Here is a 17,862-nt window from a genome sequence, read left to right as displayed (position 1 = left end):
TCGAAAACCAACAATGGATACTGCTGACAACGGGAGCATGGAAAAGATTTTAGAGATGTCCTTGAGTATTGAGCCGCAGTATTGAATGATGCTGCAATGTAATTCCCAAATCCGTTAACCGGCAAATATGATCACTTTTACATCAGTTATTGCCTGTCAATCAACTGGAGCTATCTTTTGAGCTATCGACAACAGGTCTGCCTGATACTATTACTGGTTGCACCGCTGTTTTCCTGGGCCGGAAACATAGACATTACCACACTGCAAACGCCTGTCGAAATCTGGGATTTTGCCGAACGCCTGACCACTCCCAGAAATACGACGGTAGAGGATATTGCCAACAGCCATAACTGGAAGTCTGTGGATCGTGAAACTCCTGGCCGGGGATTCTCCAAACAGACAGAATGGCTACGTTTTAATGTTTCCAACAGCTCTGACCAGAAAAAACGCATGCGATTCTTCTGGCACCATGCGCAGATTGGTTCGTCCAATATTTATCTTCGTGACACCAAAACCGGGGACTGGCTACCTACTATTCATCTCAGTTCCCTAACCCCCATAGAAGACCGTCCTTATCGTGGCCGCATGCTTGAGTGGTATGTCGATCTGCCGGCCAACAGTGAGTATCAGCTGTTATTGAGCGCGGAATCCAACTTTTCCATGAGTTTTCGCATTTTGGCCGGTAACGAAGCCGACCTCGGACGCATCGCCGGTGATACCTATAACTCCACCTATCTTTTTATCGGCTTCATCCTCGCCCTGGTGCTGTACAATGCGGCACTGGCATTGTCGACCAAGGAGAGTGGTTACTGGTTCTATATTTTTTATATCACTATGGTGTCACTCTACACCTTGTCACTACGGGGTTTCCTATTCGAATGGCACTGGTATTCAGATCCAATCTGGGAACAGCGGGTGGTTTTGTTTCTAGCCCCTCTCAGCCTGATTTTTGCGCTGCTGTTTGCTGACAATATTCTGCGAATCAAATATCAGCCAGCTCTGTTTAAGTTTGTTTTCCGGTTCTGCCTGTTCGCCCAGTTCATCATGCTTGCCGTCGCGGCGTATCCCTCTATTGATATCTTTGTTTCACTGTTCGCCCCCTTATCCATCGTCGTGGTGGTTTTCATGTTGTCTTCCAGCGCCTGGGTCATCCTGCACAAAGGTTACTATGCAATCCTGTTCTTTCTTGGCTGGCTGGCACTGTTGCTCGGCATCGCAGGCCATCAGTACTCTATTATTATTGGTGTAGGTACGGAGCTGTTGGGGCGCGAATCTCTGAAAACCGGCACCGCTCTGGAGGCTATTTTCCTGTCCTGGGCCATGGCTCTGAGAGTACAGCGACTACGTAAGGAGCACGAGGCACTGCGTAAACAACATACTCAGTCATTACAGGAAATGAACGAGCAGCTGGCGGACAAACTTGAGTTGGAACAGGAGCTGAATAATCAGAAAAATGAACTGCTCAACATTATCAGTCATGAATTGAAAACGCCGCTGAATATCGTCTATTCTGCCATTGACCTGCTGCGCGAAAATCCTTCCAGCGAACATATTCGGGATCTGGCTTATGGCAGTGACAGACTTCGTCGCAATGTCGATAACCTGGTGCTGCTCAGCGAGCTCAATACCCAAAAACTCCGGGTCAACTATCAATATTTTTCAATTCAGAACCTGCTCTCGGCATTAAATGAGACGGCTGAGGTCACCCGTAAAGCTGACCAGCAGTGGAAATTGATTTCCAATGTCAGCCCCGAATACAGAATTTATTCCGATGAAAGACTGTTAACCATTCTGCTGGAAAACATCGTCGAGAATGCGTTCAAATTTAGCCCCCGCGGTATTATCAAAGCAGTGGTTTGGGTGGAAACGACCAACGGCCAGGATGACCGAATGATCTGGAACATCGAAGACGACGGTATTGGCATCCCCGAAGATAAGCAAACCAAAGTGTTTGATCTGTTCTTTCAAATGGACCACGGTAAAACCAGAGGTGCAGAAGGCATGGGAATCGGCCTGCCACTGGCAGCCGAAATCATCAAACGGCTCTATGGAAAAATAACGCTGGAATCCATACCCCATAAAGGAACACTGGTCCACCTTGAATATCCTTCAGCTGCCCCAAATCTCGAACAACAACGGGTACCAATAGGTCTTCCCGGAAATAAAGAACGCTGTGTTCTGGTGGTCGAAGATAACCACATCAATGCCAAGGTTCTGGTTCGGCTGATGGAACAAATGCATTATCAGGTTGTTATTGCTGATAATGGAGCTAAAGCCGTCGATCTGGCCGCCAACCGGCACTTTGATCTGATACTCATGGATATACAGATGCCGGTCATGGATGGTTTTGAGGCAACCCGGCAGATTCGGGCTTTGGGTTTTGAGGGAATAATCATCGCTATTACCGCTAACGATACCAGCGAAGACAGAAATAATGCCCAGCAATCGGGTATGGACGACTTTCTGGGTAAACCCATTCGCTTTCAGCAGTTAAAAACGAAACTCCGAAGCTTTAACCTATAATGGTATTCTGCACAGGAGACTCAGCATGCTCAACCCTGAATCGACATGGCCACACCAACTGATCGAACACCTCAGTGACGCCATCATTCTGTGTACCCCGCAGGGCGAAATTATTCACTGTAACTCAAGCTTTGCCCTGACTCTCGGATATCAGGTCAGCGACCTGACCGGTCAGTATTGCCAGAAATTCATCAGCGGCGATGATCAACTGAGCTGCAGTCTGAAAGAGACTGCATCGCCTCGGCAGATACGGCAATCTTTCCTGCATCAACGCAAGCACCCAGTGGCATTTGATATCGAGATTGTCGCGATCAATGAGGGTGGCGTTGAAACCGATTTTAACTGCCTGATCTGTCACCCATTGATTCAACAGGTCAGTCTGCCGGCTGAGCAACCTGACCACTACATCAATCTGTTCAATAAAAGCATTGATGCCATTTGCCTGACCAGGGAAGACGGCATCATCATCGATACCAACCCATCCTTCTGTCATATGTTGGGATATACACAGGATGAACTACTGGGACAGAATATTCTGACGCTTTGTTCGCAGCAGTGGATTGATCATCACGAAAACAGTTTACGGGAACAGTTACGCTCCAAAGGATACAGCTCCATTCTCGAAAAAGAATATATCCACAAGAATGGAACACCACTGAGCGTTTCCATTCGCCTTTTTATGGAAACATCCAAACTGACTGGTGAACGCTTTATCTGGAGTATTGCCCGATCGCAATCTGACAACGATAAACTGGTTCGAAAGCTGAAAGATTCTGAAGAAATGTTCAGAACCCTGTTTGATTGCAGCTTTGACGCAATAGCTTATTTTCGCAATGACGACACCTGTGAGCTTGCTAACCACGCCTTTGAAAATCTGATTGGTTATAACCAGCAAGAACTTCAACGGCTTACTTTCAGAGACTATACACCACCAGGCTGGGAAGACATCGAAGAACAGATTACATCGCAGGTGCGTCAACGCGGTTATTCTGATGTGTTCGAAAAGGAATTTATTCACAAAGATGGCCATATCATTCCGATCAGTTTAAGAGCCTCCGCTCAATATAATGAACACGGAGAGATTATCGGCAGCTGGCTGATCTATCGGGATATCACCCAGAACCGTCAAATTCTGGAGGAACTTGAACATTCGAAACAAGTTCTGGAACAGGCAGGCAGACTGGCCAACATCGGCGGCTGGTCCTATATCGTTGGTACCAGACAAATACGTTTTACTGCCGAAGTCTGTCGTATTCTTGGTATTCCATTTCGACAACAGGCCAGCCTGAAAGAAATGCTGGAGTTGTTTTCGCCGGAATCACAATCGGAAATTCAGGCTTCGGTGGAGGTGACGGTGCTACTACGAACGCCATTTGATATTGAGGCGATTTATAACGGCTTTAAAAATCCACGCTGGATGCGTCTGACAGGCCGGATAAAATCATCCAGCGAGGGCGATATTATTTTTGGTGTCATCCAGGACATTGATGAATACAAAAAACAGTAATCACGTTTATCAGATAGCAATCTCGTAATCTTTAAGATTGTTATACTCAATCATATGAATAATCTCCTGCACATAAGCCTGTCCGCGCTGGGAATAATTGGAAAGTCCTACTGCCAGGCTAGTGCCGTCAGGAATATTGGAATTCTCACGCAGCTGCCGACGAATCTTACGCAATTTCTTATATGCGGGATTGGTATTCAGATTTAACAGATAGGCACGCACAGAATAATCAACACTCTTAAATACTTTCACCTCGTGGACAAAGCCTTCGTCTCTCTGACTGGGTACCATCCCACAGCCACGAACAAAACACCATTGACCGAAAAAGTTATTACCACGGCGAGCAAAACGGGATGTACCCCAGGCCGATTCATTAGCCGCCTGTGCCAGCACCAATGACGCAGGAATTTTATCAACCCGCAATAACAGATCATCCAAACACGCTGGATCAAGGACCTGACAGAACTTGCTTTCATATTTGCGGGCAATGTTATTCAACCATAACTGCTGATAACGACTTAACCGACTGTTGGGCTGCATCATCTTCTTCTGCAGCTGTAACAATGCTGTCCGCAGTTTCAAAATATGCAGGTTTTCCTGCTCGACAATAGGGGCCATAAACTCGAAGAACGTCTGCTTTTTCAGCGCGACATCCGGAATTGCACCGAAGTCAGGTAGCGGGGTATGCAAACGCACAACGGGGTCAATCAAAGGAGGCAGAAAAATATCATCGTATTTCTGGCAGGACACCAGAAATAACAATACGGTCAGCAACGAAAATCTAATCATAAGTCCTCACACATCCTTGCGCCTGGTTGCCACATAAATACCGGAAAAAATCAATGCTACTGCCACTAATTGCACCCACTCAACAGCATCACCCAATAACATCCAAGCCAGTACCAGCGCGAACACCGGCAACAAATTAATACTCAGGCCAGTCAACATCGAACCTCCATGTTTTATGGCAATATTCCAGCAGTAATAAGAGCCGATGGACGGCAATGTTGCCACATATAACAGCAGGTACCAGTTACTTGCCTGTCCCATGTCCCAGTGGCCACCCTGGTTTACTTCAAACGCATATGCAGGAAACATACAGACAATGCCCACCAGCATCAGCACAAACAGCACCGCGCCGGTTTCCATTTCCCTGGGAACTTTCTGCAACAAAACAGAATAGGTCGCAAATGATAATACTGACAACAACATAACGGCATCGCCACGATTGATCTTCAGCTCCGTAAAATCTCCACCCGTGAGGACATACACCACTCCAGCCAGCGCCAATGCAATACCTGACACCTGATAGCGACTGGGCCGATGGCCAAACAGCAGAATATTCATGATCAGAATAATAACCGGAATCATAGCGGTCACAATGCCCACATTACCGGGGCTGGTATACTTCAGCGCCAGATACTGAATCGTGTTATAGAGCGTCACACTCAGAATGGACAAGGCCAATACCAGCCATTTATGTTGCCAGAACCAGACTCGATGCCGCCAGGACTGAGGCGCAGCAATCGGCGCAAGAATCAGTGCAGCGAGACACCAGCGCCAAAAATTCAATGTCAGCGGAGGAATCTGCCCCGCAGCCATCTTTCCGGCAATCGCATTGCCAGCCCAAAACAAATTGGCCAGCATGGCAAAAACAAATGGCGGTAGTCGCATCAGTCCTCTTCAAAGCTCCGTACAACATCACAATAAATGCCGGAAACAGATACCCGGCTGCCATAACAAAGTACTCTGACCCCGGCCTGCCGGGCACTGATCAGCGCCGCAGCATATTGTGGATCGATATGAGCGGCAGCACGCACGGTCATAATGCCGCTATGTGCTACATGAAACAGCAGTACTGCACCATATCCCTGCTGTGCCAGAAGTGTCAGTTCACGCAAATGTTTTTGACCGCGACTGGTCACCGCGTCGGGAAAATAACCGCTGCCGTCAGTTTCCTTTAAGGTGACATTTTTCACTTCCACATAACAATCGGGCAAACCCGGTTGCTGCAACAGGAAATCAATACGGGAGTTTTCCTGTCCGTACCGCACCTCAGAACGCAGCGAATGATAATCCGCCAACTCAGCAATCCAGTGCTGTTGGAGCGCCTCCGCCACCAGTGCATTGGCCCGCTGGGTATTCACGGCAATCATCTCACCATGCAATTCAAGCAACTCCCAGGTATACCGCAGCTTGCGTTTTGGATCATCGTTCGGCATCAGCCATACCGGACTGCCTGCCTGCAGCAGGTTTTTCATGGAACCGGTATTGGGGCAATGAGCCGTCACAATACGGCCATCCGGCAATTCGGCATCCATAAAGAAACGCTGATAACGGCGGACGAGCCTGCCTTCGACCAATGCCCGTTCAAACTGCACCGATAAAACTCTCCAGACGCACAAGCGCCTCCTGCAACACGGCTATCGGCTGAGTATAGGCGAAACGAATGCTGGTATCGGGATGGGCTCCACCAAAGTCTTGGCCCGGGGTAGCAGCAATCCCGGCCTGTTCCAGCAACTGCCAGCAAAATGTCATGGCATCACGGGTAAACGCAGATGCATCGCAATACAGATAAAACGCCCCGTCCGGAGCGGCATCAATCACAAAACCCAGTCGCTCCAGCCCCTGCTTGAGGATATCCCGGCGCTGCCGCAGTTCGCTTCGGCGTTGCTCCAGCAGTTCAATGACATCCGGCTCAAAGGCTCTGACAGCCCCGTACTGGGACATACTTGGCGGGCACAGGAAAATATTCTGGGCAATGCGATTCACCGCATCCTCATAGCCCTCCGGCATGACCAGCCAGCCCAGACGCCAGCCAGTCATCTGAAAGTATTTGGAAAAGCTCTGAATGACCCAGGCACGCTGATCGTATTGAAGAACGGTATCGGTCTGCTCGCAGTCGAATACCAGTCCCTGATAGATTTCATCCATAAACAGCTGAATGTCGTGGCGCTGGCAGAATGCAATAATCTCCAGCAACAGCGCTCTGGGAATGACCGTACCGGTAGGGTTACCGGGTGACGCCAGCAATAATCCCCGGGTACGGGAGGTACGCGCGGTTTCCAGTTCTTCAAGGGTTGGCAGATAGCCATTGTGACGATCGGTGTTAACAATCACCGGCTGGATCCCAAACAACTCAGCAAAATGCCGGTTACAGGGATAGCCCGGTTCGATCAGAATCAACTCATCACCACTGTTCAGAGTGGCGGCGAAGGCCAGCTGCAGGGCTCCGGATGCGCCTGGAGTGACGGCGATACGGGAAGCGGGAATCTGCAGCTGGTATTTTTGCTGATAGAAATCAGCGATTTTCTGCCGGAGCCGGGGAATTCCCAGAGCCGCTGTATAGCGGGTCTCTCCAGTGGCGACGGCTGACTGAGCCGCATCAATGATGGCCTGCGGTGTGGGGAAATCCGGTTCCCCCACTTCCAGATGAACGATATCCCGTCCCTGGTCCTGTAACTCCCGCGCTCGTGCCAATAGCGCCATGACATGAAACGGCGCGATTTTCGCCAGCCGCGCGGCCAGATGTACCTGCATTACCACATCTCCAGAGCCCAAAAAGAAGGCCGAATACTACCCAAAGGCCAGCCTGGAGTCATGTCTGCTATTCATTTACTTCATCAGCGATGATAACTGTATCTGCCCAGCCCACTGCTGATCGCGTGTAGCAGTTCACCATCAACGGTGTCACCACTCATTTCCCAGAAAAAAGCGCCTCCGAGATCCTGACGACGTGCATAGCGCATTTTTTTGTACACCGTATAAGGCGTGTCATAACCCCACCAATCACCATCACAGTAAGCATAGGCGGTTCCACCAATCACACCGGTTGCCGGACAAATATCTTTCAATACCTTGTAATCGTTGACCCCAGCCTCATAAACACCTTCTGCCGGCGCTGTTGCACCACCACCTGGCCAGGACTCGCTTACGCCTGTCCAGCCTCGACCATAGAACCCGAGTCCCAGCAGTATTTTTTCGGAAGGAATCTGTTTGTCCTTCAGGACCTGAACCGCATAGTCAGTCGTAAATGAGCCAACGGGAATGCCTGGATACGCGTATAGAGGCGAATGTGGAGCGGTGGGTCCGGTACTGTCCCAGGCACCGAAAAAGTCATATGACATCAGCATGTAGAAGTCCACATATTCGGCAGCACCTGCATAGTCAGCCACATTCAACTTGGACTCATTGGCAGAAATGGCAGCAGTCACCAGCTGATCACCAAAGCGTTGCCGCAGGGCCTGCAGTAACTGTCGGTATCCGTCGAAACCGCTGGTGTCACAGCTCAGGCCGCAGTCATTTGGATATTCCCAGTCAATATCGATACCGTCAAAAACATCCGCCCAGCGTGGATCGTTCACCAGCTGGTAACAGGAATCAGCAAAGGTCTGCGGATTCTGTACCGCTTCAGAGAAACCTGATGACCAGCTCCAGCCACCAAACGACCACAGAATCCGCAGATGTGGATACATTTGCTTCAGCCGTCGCAATTGACCGAAGTTACCACGTAAAGCCCCTTCTTCATCACTGTCAGCGACACCATCCACACTGCCTTCAGCATCATACTTTTTTTCAAAATCAGCATAACTGTCACCAATCTGACACTGTCCATCCTGAACATTACCAAAGGCATAAATAATATGAGTCAGTTGTTCAGCGGAACCACTGTCATGGATATTTTTAACATGATAATTACGGCCATAAATGCCCCACTCGGTAAAATATCCAACGACCTTTTTATCATCAGAATGTTTCGGAAACTGCTCTCGAATTCTGGAATCAAGTCGATCAGCAACGCTATAAAAAGCAATACAACTCAACATTAGCACTCCCATACATTGCATAGTACGGGTCAGAAAATTGTGAAAATTCATCGGATCTCCAGTCAGTCTCAACTTATCAGTCAAAGTTCCGGAGGTACTGAATAATCCTCCGATTGCTATTCACCCACACTAAATACGTATTGGGCCAATCATCATCAATATGACCTTATCATGCGGTCACATTCGAGACTGACAATAACCTGATATATTCCGTAAATCTACGCACCGGGTAACAAAAAAAGACTGAACTCCGCTGCGCCCTGCCGTTGTGCCCGGGTCATTTTATATTCATCCGAGGCCAGCCATGCTCGCACATGTTCCATACTGGGATATTCAATGACCGTCACATGATCCGGATTGAGTTCGCCCTCGATAATTTCCAACTGCCGTGTCACTACATCGCGACTGCCTCGGGCCAGAAAACGGGCACCATATTCGCCAGTTGCGGAAGATGCCGCGTTCCTCGCACGTTCAAACGCTTCGGGATCAGTAATATGTACAACCGCTACAAGATAAACCGCCATCACAAACCCTCCATACCACACGCTGTATGACTCGACTGAGCACTCAGTTCTTCAACTGACCGCCGTTCCCGGCCACAATCCGGACAATGGTCATTACGTTCAAATGACAACAACCTCGTGGTACCACGTAAACCATCGTAAATCATCATTTTGCCGTACAGGGGTTGTCCTGTTTCAAGAATCAGTTTGATTGTTTCCATGGCCTGCATTAAGCCCACGACTCCGGCCAAAGCACCGATCACCCCAGCTGCTGAACAACTGGGAGCCAGTTCATTCGGAGTTCTGACCGGGTACAGACAGGAATAACAAGGTTGGTCGAGATGAGGAGCAAATACGGAAATGTGGCCACTAAACTGAAAAATGCTCGCGGAGACCAGAATCTGACGATTGGTGATAATGGCAGAATTTACACTGTAGCGAGTATCAAAGTTATCTGATCCATCGATAACAATATCCACACCTGCGAGCAGGTCGGCAGCATTTTCAACATTCAATCGCTCACATCTGGCATCAACCTCGATAAAGGGATTCAGCTCCAACATACGCTGCCGGGCGGACTCCACCTTTGGCAATCCAACGGTGGCAGTACTATGGATGACCTGACGCTGCAGATTACTGTCCTCCACGACATCCGGATCGATCAGACGCAGATAACCCACCCCGGCCGCCGCCAGATACAACGCAATCGGCGAACCCAGCCCTCCCGCACCGACAATGGCAACCCTCGCGGCCTTCAGCTTCAATTGTCCCTGCTCTCCAACCTGAGGTAACGACAAGTGACGGCTGTAACGCTTGCGCTCAGCGGCATCCAGGGTAACCGGTTTAACGACCGGAAAACCAGCATCTTTCCAGGCGCTAAAACCGCCGCGCAGGGAATAAACATTCCGATATCCCAGCTCTGTCAACGATCGTGCAGCGAGCAGAGACATGCGCCCACCATAGCAGCAGATGACAATGGGCTGATCCTGCTCCAGCTGATACCTGCCAATATCCAACTCAATAAAACGCTGGGTGACCAGATTGGCTCCGGGTATTACGCCATCTGCAGCATCCTGAACATCGCGAATATCAAACAATACTGCTTTTTTCCGCCATTCCGGTGTGGCAAATTCCTCCGGCTCCAGCTGTGCAATCTGCTGCTGCAAACGTGCCACCAGCTGTTCAGAAGTAACTATACTCATAATTTATATTTACCTTAGTTTATTAATCTGGCAATTAATGATGTCAGGTTAATATGTAATGCAGGGATGCATCACCATTGGCTAAACACTAACAGGTCGTTGATTTTTTGCTTACGTTGCAAACCAACACTCTGCTAATGCGAGCCTCATGAGATCAAGAGGTTCGCTCATCCCTGCCAGATTTTATGGAATAACAATTCGATAGATCAGGACAATCTATTTAATTGCCGTGTGAATAGCAGAAGTTCGCGACTTCCACCGGTTCATCGTTTTCAAACAACCAGGCCCGCAATACTGGTATATCCGGATTCAACAACGACACGATAATGTAAACGAAACCAGTGGGTACCGGGCGTTTCAGATCGCGGCCGGTGGGAATGGCCTCTGAAACAGTATGACAATGATAGACACCGTTAATTCTCCAGCCAGCCTGCCGCGCCCTTTGAAAAGCGGACATTTGTGATTCTGGCGGAATTTGAAAACCATAAGGCCATGCACCCCGGTTACAAACAGTTTCAACGGCACACGCCTGATTGCTGTCATCAAACAAGACCAGACCACAGGCCTGATTCGGCCAGACCGACTGACAATGAGCGATAATCTGCTGACTAATGTCGATGTCAATCACCGGACACCGATGATCCTCAAGTGACATCGCGTTCAGCCTCCCCGGATAGCGGTCAGCAGACACAGTTCATCACCCTCTTGCAAAGAGACATCAGCCAGCATTCGTGCTGTCACCTGACGACCATTGATGAACACATGAATATAGGGACTGAGCTCTTCTCCGTGTAAAACCTGTTTTTGTGCCGCTTCAGAATCCGCACAAAGTGCAGTAAGTGTGGCAACAAGATTTCCATCCTGGGTTTCAAAGGTATCCTCTACATGAGGAAACAATGCGTCTAACGGAGGCTGCAAGACAATATTTAATTTAATACTCATAGACATAACCTGTAATCAAGAAAGACATAATCGGCACTGAAACGAATAAAACCGATATGGTGAACGTGTGGGTAACTTTTTTCTGACCGATTTTCCAGCAACAGAAATCAACCGGAACCGGATAGAGCAAACAACGTTACCGGGTTACCATTTATATTTCGTCAGCAGAACTGCCGATAATGCGGTTACTGATATCAATAGAATTCAGCAACAATGTTTGTTTCGACGACACCACCGCCATGGACAAGCCTGCCTGAACCAGAGCAGAAGCAAATACGGCGGCCACAGTTTCTGCCTGATCACCGTGACCAAGACCGGCGTTGGCTGGCCAGGCAATCGAGGAAAAACCATGAGCTGTGGCCAGGGTGACAGTGTCGACACTAACCTGTAAGGGAAACGGTAAGACTCCCAGTGACGGGCTGAGAGCATCCACAAAGACATTCTCCCGAAGCAGACCGGCCGGCTCAAACATCTGATATAAATCCTCGACGATTTCAAGACGCTCTTCCGCAGTCGCGGGAATACCAGCGTCATTAATTGGCTGGACTACCAGTTGAGGTTGATATTGTGTCAGCAGTGCAGCGATATCCGACCGCATCCACGATTCACCGGAGACATAGCTCAACAATACCCGACCACGCCCTGTCTGTAATGCCGGGACCACCGCCTGGTGATCAAAATGATGCAGCAGAACAGAAATGTCAGGGTATTCATTGGCAATTGTCATCAGTCGCAATAGCACTTCCGTTTCAGTCATCCCCTTACCACGGGCATATAGACTGATATAACGATAACCATCGCTAACAGCTGTCGAAAATGCTTCATGTGTCAGTGTTTCCCAGACGGACCAGGGCTCAGAAAAATTCCGTCGGATCAAACCGGAGTCAGCCACATAATCGAGATCTCCCAACACCACCCTACAGGGTAACCGTTGTGGTTTCATTCGTCTTCCGGGGCTTTCGCACCCTGCCATCCAGTGTGAGTGATATCCACGACAACACCATCGATATCATGGTATTTCACTTCATAAAAAACATTTCGGGCACGGTCCTCGGGCACCTCACCCATCCAGAAAGTACCGCCGGCTGCTTCGATATCAGCCTGGGTTTTATCGATATCCTCAACCCAGAAACCGATATGGTGCAAACCTACATAGTCTTTCCCAACCTTGCCGGCGGGTTCGTCTGCGTTATAACGGCATAATGACAGATTCATAACGCCATCCGTTAAAAAAACTGCATCTCCAATTGATGCACGCGCCTCCGTTACCCGCCTCATTCCAAATGCTTTTTCATAAAATTCAGCGGATTTCCAGGGATCGGAAACAGCAATTGCAATATGTCTCAAACTAGGCATTTTTGTCCTCTTACAAAAAATATTTAATAAAAAGCTGAAACAGCACAGCAAAGATAGATTAGAGAAGCGACCAGAGACATCTAAAAATATTTAACAATGAATACCGCCTCACACTTATTTCAACAGCTTTTAGGTACTCGAACCAATTAAAAATATTCGAACATATATTTCTGATTTTTCTTATAATTTCAGAAAACAATCCATGCTCTAATGAAGCCATTTTTGAATCCTCCAGCAAAAACAGTTCACAAAAAACAGGAGAAGCCGGATAGCGGCCACTCGGACACAGGAAACACACTGGCACTTTTGGTATTTTCAAACAGAAATCGTTTATGCTGGATCGACCTAATACGTCACCATAAACCAGGTACAAGATGGCAGGCTGTGGTCGACAGATACTTCATGGAAGGATTGAGCTGTATTTCGCAACGGATCCAACTGTGAATCCGATCAACACCCGATTATTTTTATCATCCATTTTGTTGCTCTGAACAAAGCTCCAACTCACACAAACCGCCTACTCTACAAATATGGGCCCTGGCTGCGACAACATCTATTTGCCAATAGTCGTTGATCCAGCGATACAGCCACATGTTCAACGACAACATCAAAGCTCAAGTGAACGGTATGGGTATTGGCCTGGCCTATTCAAAATATCCCTGAAGCCGCAGGCACTGACGTTTGGCTCCGCTGGCGCCCACTGGAAAGCGGTACCTTACACTTGCCGTTGATACCTGAGACAGAACAGCTTGAAACCGTTATCGTTTTTTGCCTCCGGCCAGCGGGTTATTGATTGTTAGCGCCGTACTCACTGCCCCAGACACAAAAATCAACAACCTGCTGGAGGCAGAGTCGTCACCTGCATCAATGCAAATTGACCACCGACTGGCCTGATATGGTGCAAAAGTACGGCACCTGTCGCTGGTTCGGAATCACTCATGATCCGCTGAAACCACAAAACAACATCCGGTAAACGACTAATCATTAGTGCCTGCCCCCATCTATCACGTACACTTATCACTCATGTATTTTCGGGAGTCGTATTTTGGAACTGATTGTTTTTGACCTGGATGGAACACTGCTAAACGGACAACAGCAGATATCTGCTTTTACGCTGGAGACACTGGCGCTGCTGGGAGAGCGAAATATCGCTTACACCGTTGCCACTGGCAGAACCCTGCATGCTGCGGTGCCCTGCTTTGCCGGTCACCGCTTTCCATTACCCCAGATCTACAAAAACGGGGTGGTCATCTGGAATCCACAAACTCAGTCTTTCAGTCACAAAAACTGCCTGACACGCGTGGAAGTCACCGAGGTTTTGGAAGCCTTTGCCGAGTCATCATTGACCCCGTTTGTGATGACCATCGATGACCAGCATCAACAAGCGGTATACCACGGTGAACTACAATCCTCTTTCGATCATGCCTTTTATGCAGAGCTGAAAGACCGTACCAGTCGTCATGTTTTTCCCATGGAAGCATTACCCGAAGATGGTATCACCAACATCAGCACGTCCGGCCAGGGCGAGTTGACGGGCAAGGTCATCAGCCGACTGAAAAACATGGCCCATCTGACCGCTTACTATGGTGAAGATATGTATACTCCAGGACATTTCTGGATGGATGTTCATCATTGTAATGCCAGCAAAGGCGGTGCCATTCAACTGCTTAAACAGGAACATGGTTTTGAACGCGTTATCTGCTTTGGCGACGGTGAAAATGATGTCAGCATGTTTGAAGTCGCTGATGAAGCCTACGCTCCCGCCAATGCAGAAGACAATATCAAGGCAATGGCCACTGAAGTCATCGGCCATCATGACGAAGACGGTATTGCCAAATTCCTGAGAAAACGTTTCAACCTCTGATTAATCAAATTTTAATATGTCTATTGCTAGCAATCCCTGGATTATCGCCATCCGGCCTAAAACTCTGCCTGCGTCCATCAGTCCTATTCTGGTGGCCAACCTGCTCTGTCTCGGACCTGATTTTCGCCTGCTGACTGCGGCGTTAACCATGCTGTGCGCACTACTGCTGCAAATATCAGTGAACTTCGCCAACGACTATTTCGACTACCGCTCCGGTGTGGATACCGATCAGCGTCAGGGCCCCGTAAGGGCTATACAATCAGGTCACGTAACTCCGGCTATGATGTTGTGGTCAGCCATCATCACGGTGGTGCTGGCGGTGTTGATCGGCCTGTATCTGATCTGGACCGGAGGTTGGCCCATTCTGACCATCGCCATCACTTCGGTGATCTGCGTGTTCTGGTACAGTGGCGGTCCTTTCCCTCTGGCATCACTGGGGCTCGGCGAAGTCACGGTATTTATCTTTTTTGGTATTGCCGCAGTGCTCGGTACCCAGTACCTGCACCTTCAAACTGTCACTGCCACAGGAATCTGGGTGGCCATACAGATGGGGCTGTTAAGTGCCGCCATCATGCTGGTCAACAATATCCGGGATATTCCCACCGATCAGCAGGCCGGCAAGCGTACTCTGGCGGTGAGACTGGGGCTGGAAAACAGTCGGCGCCTGTATCAGATACTGGTCATCACACCATTGCTGATTCAAACCTGGTTATTTGTGCACACGGCCAAAGACGTGGGCCCGGCACTGCCGTTTCTGAGTATTCCCTGGTTGATGAAGCTGATCAAAAAATTGCCGGAACGTAGTGGTCAGGCACTGAATCAGCAGTTGGCGGAGACCGCAAAGTATCTGCTGTTATTTGCGGTGCTCGTGGGCACCGGGCTGATCATCAGTCATCTGTGAGCTGCCGGGTCTATCGTACCCTGACCATGTTTGACGGTTCAGGGTTACACCTCCGGTGGTTATCTTCCTTACCAGCCGATTACACCTTGAACTGCTTGATCAGACTGTACAGATGATCAGCAAACTGTTTCAGCTCGATATTATCCTGAACCGACACTTGCGACTGGTCGACTGCATTTTGGGCCATTCTGGCGATTGCGCGGATATTTTCCATAACATCATACGCCGCCACATTCTGTTTCTCGGCAGCATTGACGATGGCACCACTCATGGCACTGATTTGCGCCAATCCGTTGAGCATCTCTTCCAGCGCATGGCCGGTCGAGGTGGATTGCTGTACACATTGTTGAGCGAGGGATTCATTTACCTGCATCAGCTCTGAGGTTTTACCCGCCTGTTCGATCAGACTGGTAATCATTCGATGGATTTCTTCAGTAGAATCCTGGGTCTTGCGTGCCAGGTTACGGACTTCATCCGCCACCACCGCAAATCCTCGCCCCTGATCCCCCGCACGAGCGGCTTCAATAGCCGCATTCAAAGCCAGCAGATTGGTTTGTTCTGAGATTCCCTCAATCACCGACAAGATGCTGGAAATAGTCTCCGTCGCCTTCTGCAGATCAGCCACCACTTGAGTCGCGGAGCTCTGGTTCTGACCGAGTTCACTGATCAGGGCAATGTTTTTCTCCATGTTCCGACGATTGTCCCTGGCGGAATCATTGAGACGGTTTACCTCCTGTGATGAACGGCTGGCATTATCGACCATTTCATGACTTTCAGACTGCATGGTCGAAACCGCCGTGGTCACACTTTCTGTGCGATGTTTCTGCTCCGTGGCGGTTTCACTGACAGTCTTCGAACTGCTGTCGGAGCGTTCGGCAATCTCCAGTAATTGACTGGAATCTTTATGGATACCGGAAATCATTTCGCGCAGCCACTCCACCAGCACATCAACAGAACGGGCTATCTGGCCAAACTCATCGTTACGATGATTACGAATCAGGCCAGTCAGATCACCTTTAGAGACTTTATTCAGAAAATCCTGCAGTCCATTAAGGGGTTTACGAATACTTGAGGCCACATTGAAGGTCACCACAACGGCAATGAACAACGCCAGTGCCAACAGCACCTCCAGCACCATGATCGATTGCCTGGTCCGGTCAATGGCACGACTGGCTTCACGATTGGAGGAAACCTGTAATGCATCAAACTCACCTTCCAACAGAGTCTGCACCTGAGAAACGTTATCCGTAATCTGTTCCAGTGCCTGTTCCTGACCGGTCTGCTGTGTCAGTATCCGGCCATGTAATTTGATCAGCCCGTCATCTGACTGCACTTCGGCACGTAGCACGTCATAATAATGCGTCAATATGCCGTTATTTTGCTGATCAACCTTACCCAGCTGATCCACCTTGGATTTATAATCACTGAGCATGGAATCGGCAAAAGCGATCTTTTCTCCATAATCGGCTGCGCTGTTGAGATTGCGAATAGCAGAGATGGCACTGGATACCCCAAGTGCGGTCTTTTCAGCCGAGCCAAGATTCCACAGATCTTCGTTGTTGTCTTGCGCTGCTTCTATCAGTTCCTTGATATCACCTGCCATGAAAAAAACTTCGCTGTTGAACTTCTCCAGCCGGGCTGTTTCTTCACTGATCAGCTTCAGAGTCTGGCGATGCTGCAGCATAAAATCATTGGCGGCCTGCTGAAACTGCTGAACCAGATTATTGGCTTTTGTGAGTCCATCATTATCAACATTCACCTGACGGATGACCCGCTGATAACGATCCATAGCTTCCGTGAATTCACCACGATAACTATCCAGCCGGGTATCTTCATTACTTTTGGAAAACTGCGTGAGGGCTTTGTTGGCAGACAGTACAGCCACGCTCAGTTCAGCATGGTTAATGATATTGGGCGTCAACTCCGTGTTATAAAATTCTACCGTACGCAATGCCTTTTTTTGCGAGACAATCGCGGTAAAACCAATTCCAAGTAATAAAAAACCCACCAATAAAAAAGAAATAACAACCCGTTGAACCACAGTTAACTGCAACTTCATCTCTAACTTCAACTCCAGAGTTAATTAAAGCAACCCCTCGACACAAGCCAGTGCCGGTTGATCAATACCCATTGGGCTTTACGTTCCACGTTCTGTTTCTGCACCAATAAAGTGCCAATCGAAGTAACTGTTATGCCGTTAGTTCGACGGAACAAAACACACACAGATATCATGATAAA

At 48.8% G+C, this 17,862-nt stretch carries 16 protein-coding genes; 4 read left to right on the top strand and 12 right to left on the bottom strand.

The features are described 5' to 3' along the window. Positions 1 to 177: 177 nt before the first annotated feature. Together YC6258_RS07030 and YC6258_RS07025 are read left to right on the top strand one after the other, a co-directional pair. Positions 178 to 2,523 (top strand): response regulator, encoded by a 2,346-nt coding sequence (locus tag YC6258_RS07030; protein WP_044616388.1) that lies wholly within the window; start codon positions 178 to 180, stop codon positions 2,521 to 2,523. A gap of 25 nt (positions 2,524 to 2,548) precedes the next feature. After that, the gene (locus tag YC6258_RS07025; protein ID WP_044616387.1) at positions 2,549 to 4,030 is read left to right on the top strand and encodes a PAS domain-containing protein; all 1,482 of its coding nucleotides are present in this window, start codon (positions 2,549 to 2,551) and stop codon (positions 4,028 to 4,030) included. A 9-nt stretch (positions 4,031 to 4,039) separates the two neighbouring features. Here the strand turns inward: YC6258_RS07025 and YC6258_RS07020 are convergent, their stop codons facing one another. The 11 genes from YC6258_RS07020 to YC6258_RS06970 form a co-directional block, all read right to left on the bottom strand. Then, complete coding sequence (locus YC6258_RS07020; RefSeq protein ID WP_052830126.1) at positions 4,040 to 4,819, bottom strand: glucosaminidase domain-containing protein; 780 nt, start codon at positions 4,817 to 4,819, stop codon at positions 4,040 to 4,042. Positions 4,820 to 4,825: 6 nt separating this feature from the next. Continuing rightward, on the bottom strand, positions 4,826 to 5,704 hold the full coding sequence (locus YC6258_RS07015) for a DMT family transporter (protein ID WP_044616386.1): 879 nt from the start codon (positions 5,702 to 5,704) through the stop codon (positions 4,826 to 4,828). Beyond that, complete coding sequence (gene sfsA / locus YC6258_RS07010; RefSeq protein WP_044616385.1) at positions 5,704 to 6,411, bottom strand: DNA/RNA nuclease SfsA; 708 nt, start codon at positions 6,409 to 6,411, stop codon at positions 5,704 to 5,706. The genes YC6258_RS07015 and sfsA overlap by 1 nt, the downstream gene beginning before the upstream one ends. After that, positions 6,401 to 7,570, bottom strand: coding sequence for an aminotransferase class I/II-fold pyridoxal phosphate-dependent enzyme (locus tag YC6258_RS07005; RefSeq protein ID WP_044616384.1), 1,170 nt, complete (start codon positions 7,568 to 7,570; stop codon positions 6,401 to 6,403). The genes sfsA and YC6258_RS07005 overlap by 11 nt, the downstream gene beginning before the upstream one ends. Positions 7,571 to 7,653: 83 nt before the next feature. Next, positions 7,654 to 8,907 carry a glycoside hydrolase family 18 protein gene (locus YC6258_RS07000; RefSeq protein WP_052830125.1) on the bottom strand — a complete coding sequence of 418 codons (1,254 nt, stop codon included), beginning with the start codon at positions 8,905 to 8,907 and terminating at the stop codon, positions 7,654 to 7,656. 167 nt (positions 8,908 to 9,074) lie between these two features. Continuing rightward, the gene (locus YC6258_RS06995) at positions 9,075 to 9,380 is read right to left on the bottom strand and encodes a DUF1330 domain-containing protein (RefSeq protein ID WP_044616383.1); all 306 of its coding nucleotides are present in this window, start codon (positions 9,378 to 9,380) and stop codon (positions 9,075 to 9,077) included. Beyond that, entirely contained in the window at positions 9,380 to 10,561 is a 1,182-nt protein-coding gene (gene moeB / locus YC6258_RS06990) for a molybdopterin-synthase adenylyltransferase MoeB (RefSeq protein WP_044616382.1), read from the bottom strand. Before moeB ends, YC6258_RS06995 begins: the two co-directional genes overlap by 1 nt. 220 nt (positions 10,562 to 10,781) lie before the next feature. After that, positions 10,782 to 11,216 (bottom strand): M67 family metallopeptidase, encoded by a 435-nt coding sequence (locus tag YC6258_RS06985; protein ID WP_044616381.1) that lies wholly within the window; start codon positions 11,214 to 11,216, stop codon positions 10,782 to 10,784. Between the two features lie 5 nt (positions 11,217 to 11,221). Further along, positions 11,222 to 11,503, bottom strand: coding sequence for a MoaD/ThiS family protein (locus tag YC6258_RS06980; protein ID WP_044616380.1), 282 nt, complete (start codon positions 11,501 to 11,503; stop codon positions 11,222 to 11,224). A gap of 151 nt (positions 11,504 to 11,654) precedes the next feature. Continuing rightward, the gene (locus tag YC6258_RS06975) at positions 11,655 to 12,446 is read right to left on the bottom strand and encodes a pterin-binding domain-containing protein (RefSeq protein ID WP_044616379.1); all 792 of its coding nucleotides are present in this window, start codon (positions 12,444 to 12,446) and stop codon (positions 11,655 to 11,657) included. Continuing rightward, positions 12,443 to 12,859, bottom strand: coding sequence for a VOC family protein (locus YC6258_RS06970; protein WP_044616378.1), 417 nt, complete (start codon positions 12,857 to 12,859; stop codon positions 12,443 to 12,445). Before YC6258_RS06970 ends, YC6258_RS06975 begins: the two co-directional genes overlap by 4 nt. A gap of 1,045 nt (positions 12,860 to 13,904) precedes the next feature. On the opposite strand from YC6258_RS06970, the gene YC6258_RS06965 reads away from it, so the two are divergent. Together YC6258_RS06965 and YC6258_RS06960 are read left to right on the top strand one after the other, a co-directional pair. Continuing rightward, positions 13,905 to 14,723: an HAD family hydrolase gene (locus tag YC6258_RS06965; protein WP_044616377.1), complete on the top strand. Its 819-nt coding sequence runs from the start codon at positions 13,905 to 13,907 to the stop codon at positions 14,721 to 14,723. Positions 14,724 to 14,739: 16 nt separating this feature from the next. Beyond that, positions 14,740 to 15,624, top strand: coding sequence for a 1,4-dihydroxy-2-naphthoate polyprenyltransferase (locus tag YC6258_RS06960; RefSeq protein WP_044616376.1), 885 nt, complete (start codon positions 14,740 to 14,742; stop codon positions 15,622 to 15,624). 79 nt (positions 15,625 to 15,703) lie between these two features. Here YC6258_RS06960 and YC6258_RS06955 read toward each other — a convergent pair whose 3' ends face one another. Further along, positions 15,704 to 17,683, bottom strand: a complete 1,980-nt coding sequence (locus tag YC6258_RS06955; protein ID WP_044616375.1) for a methyl-accepting chemotaxis protein — start codon at positions 17,681 to 17,683, stop codon at positions 15,704 to 15,706. Between the last annotated feature and the right edge of the window lie 179 nt (positions 17,684 to 17,862).

It is taken from the genome of Gynuella sunshinyii YC6258 (assembly GCF_000940805.1).
Taxonomy (GTDB): domain Bacteria; phylum Pseudomonadota; class Gammaproteobacteria; order Pseudomonadales; family Natronospirillaceae; genus Gynuella; species Gynuella sunshinyii.
The sequence above is the reverse complement of the archived record's forward strand: the minus strand, read 5'-3'. Positions and strand labels throughout refer to the sequence as shown.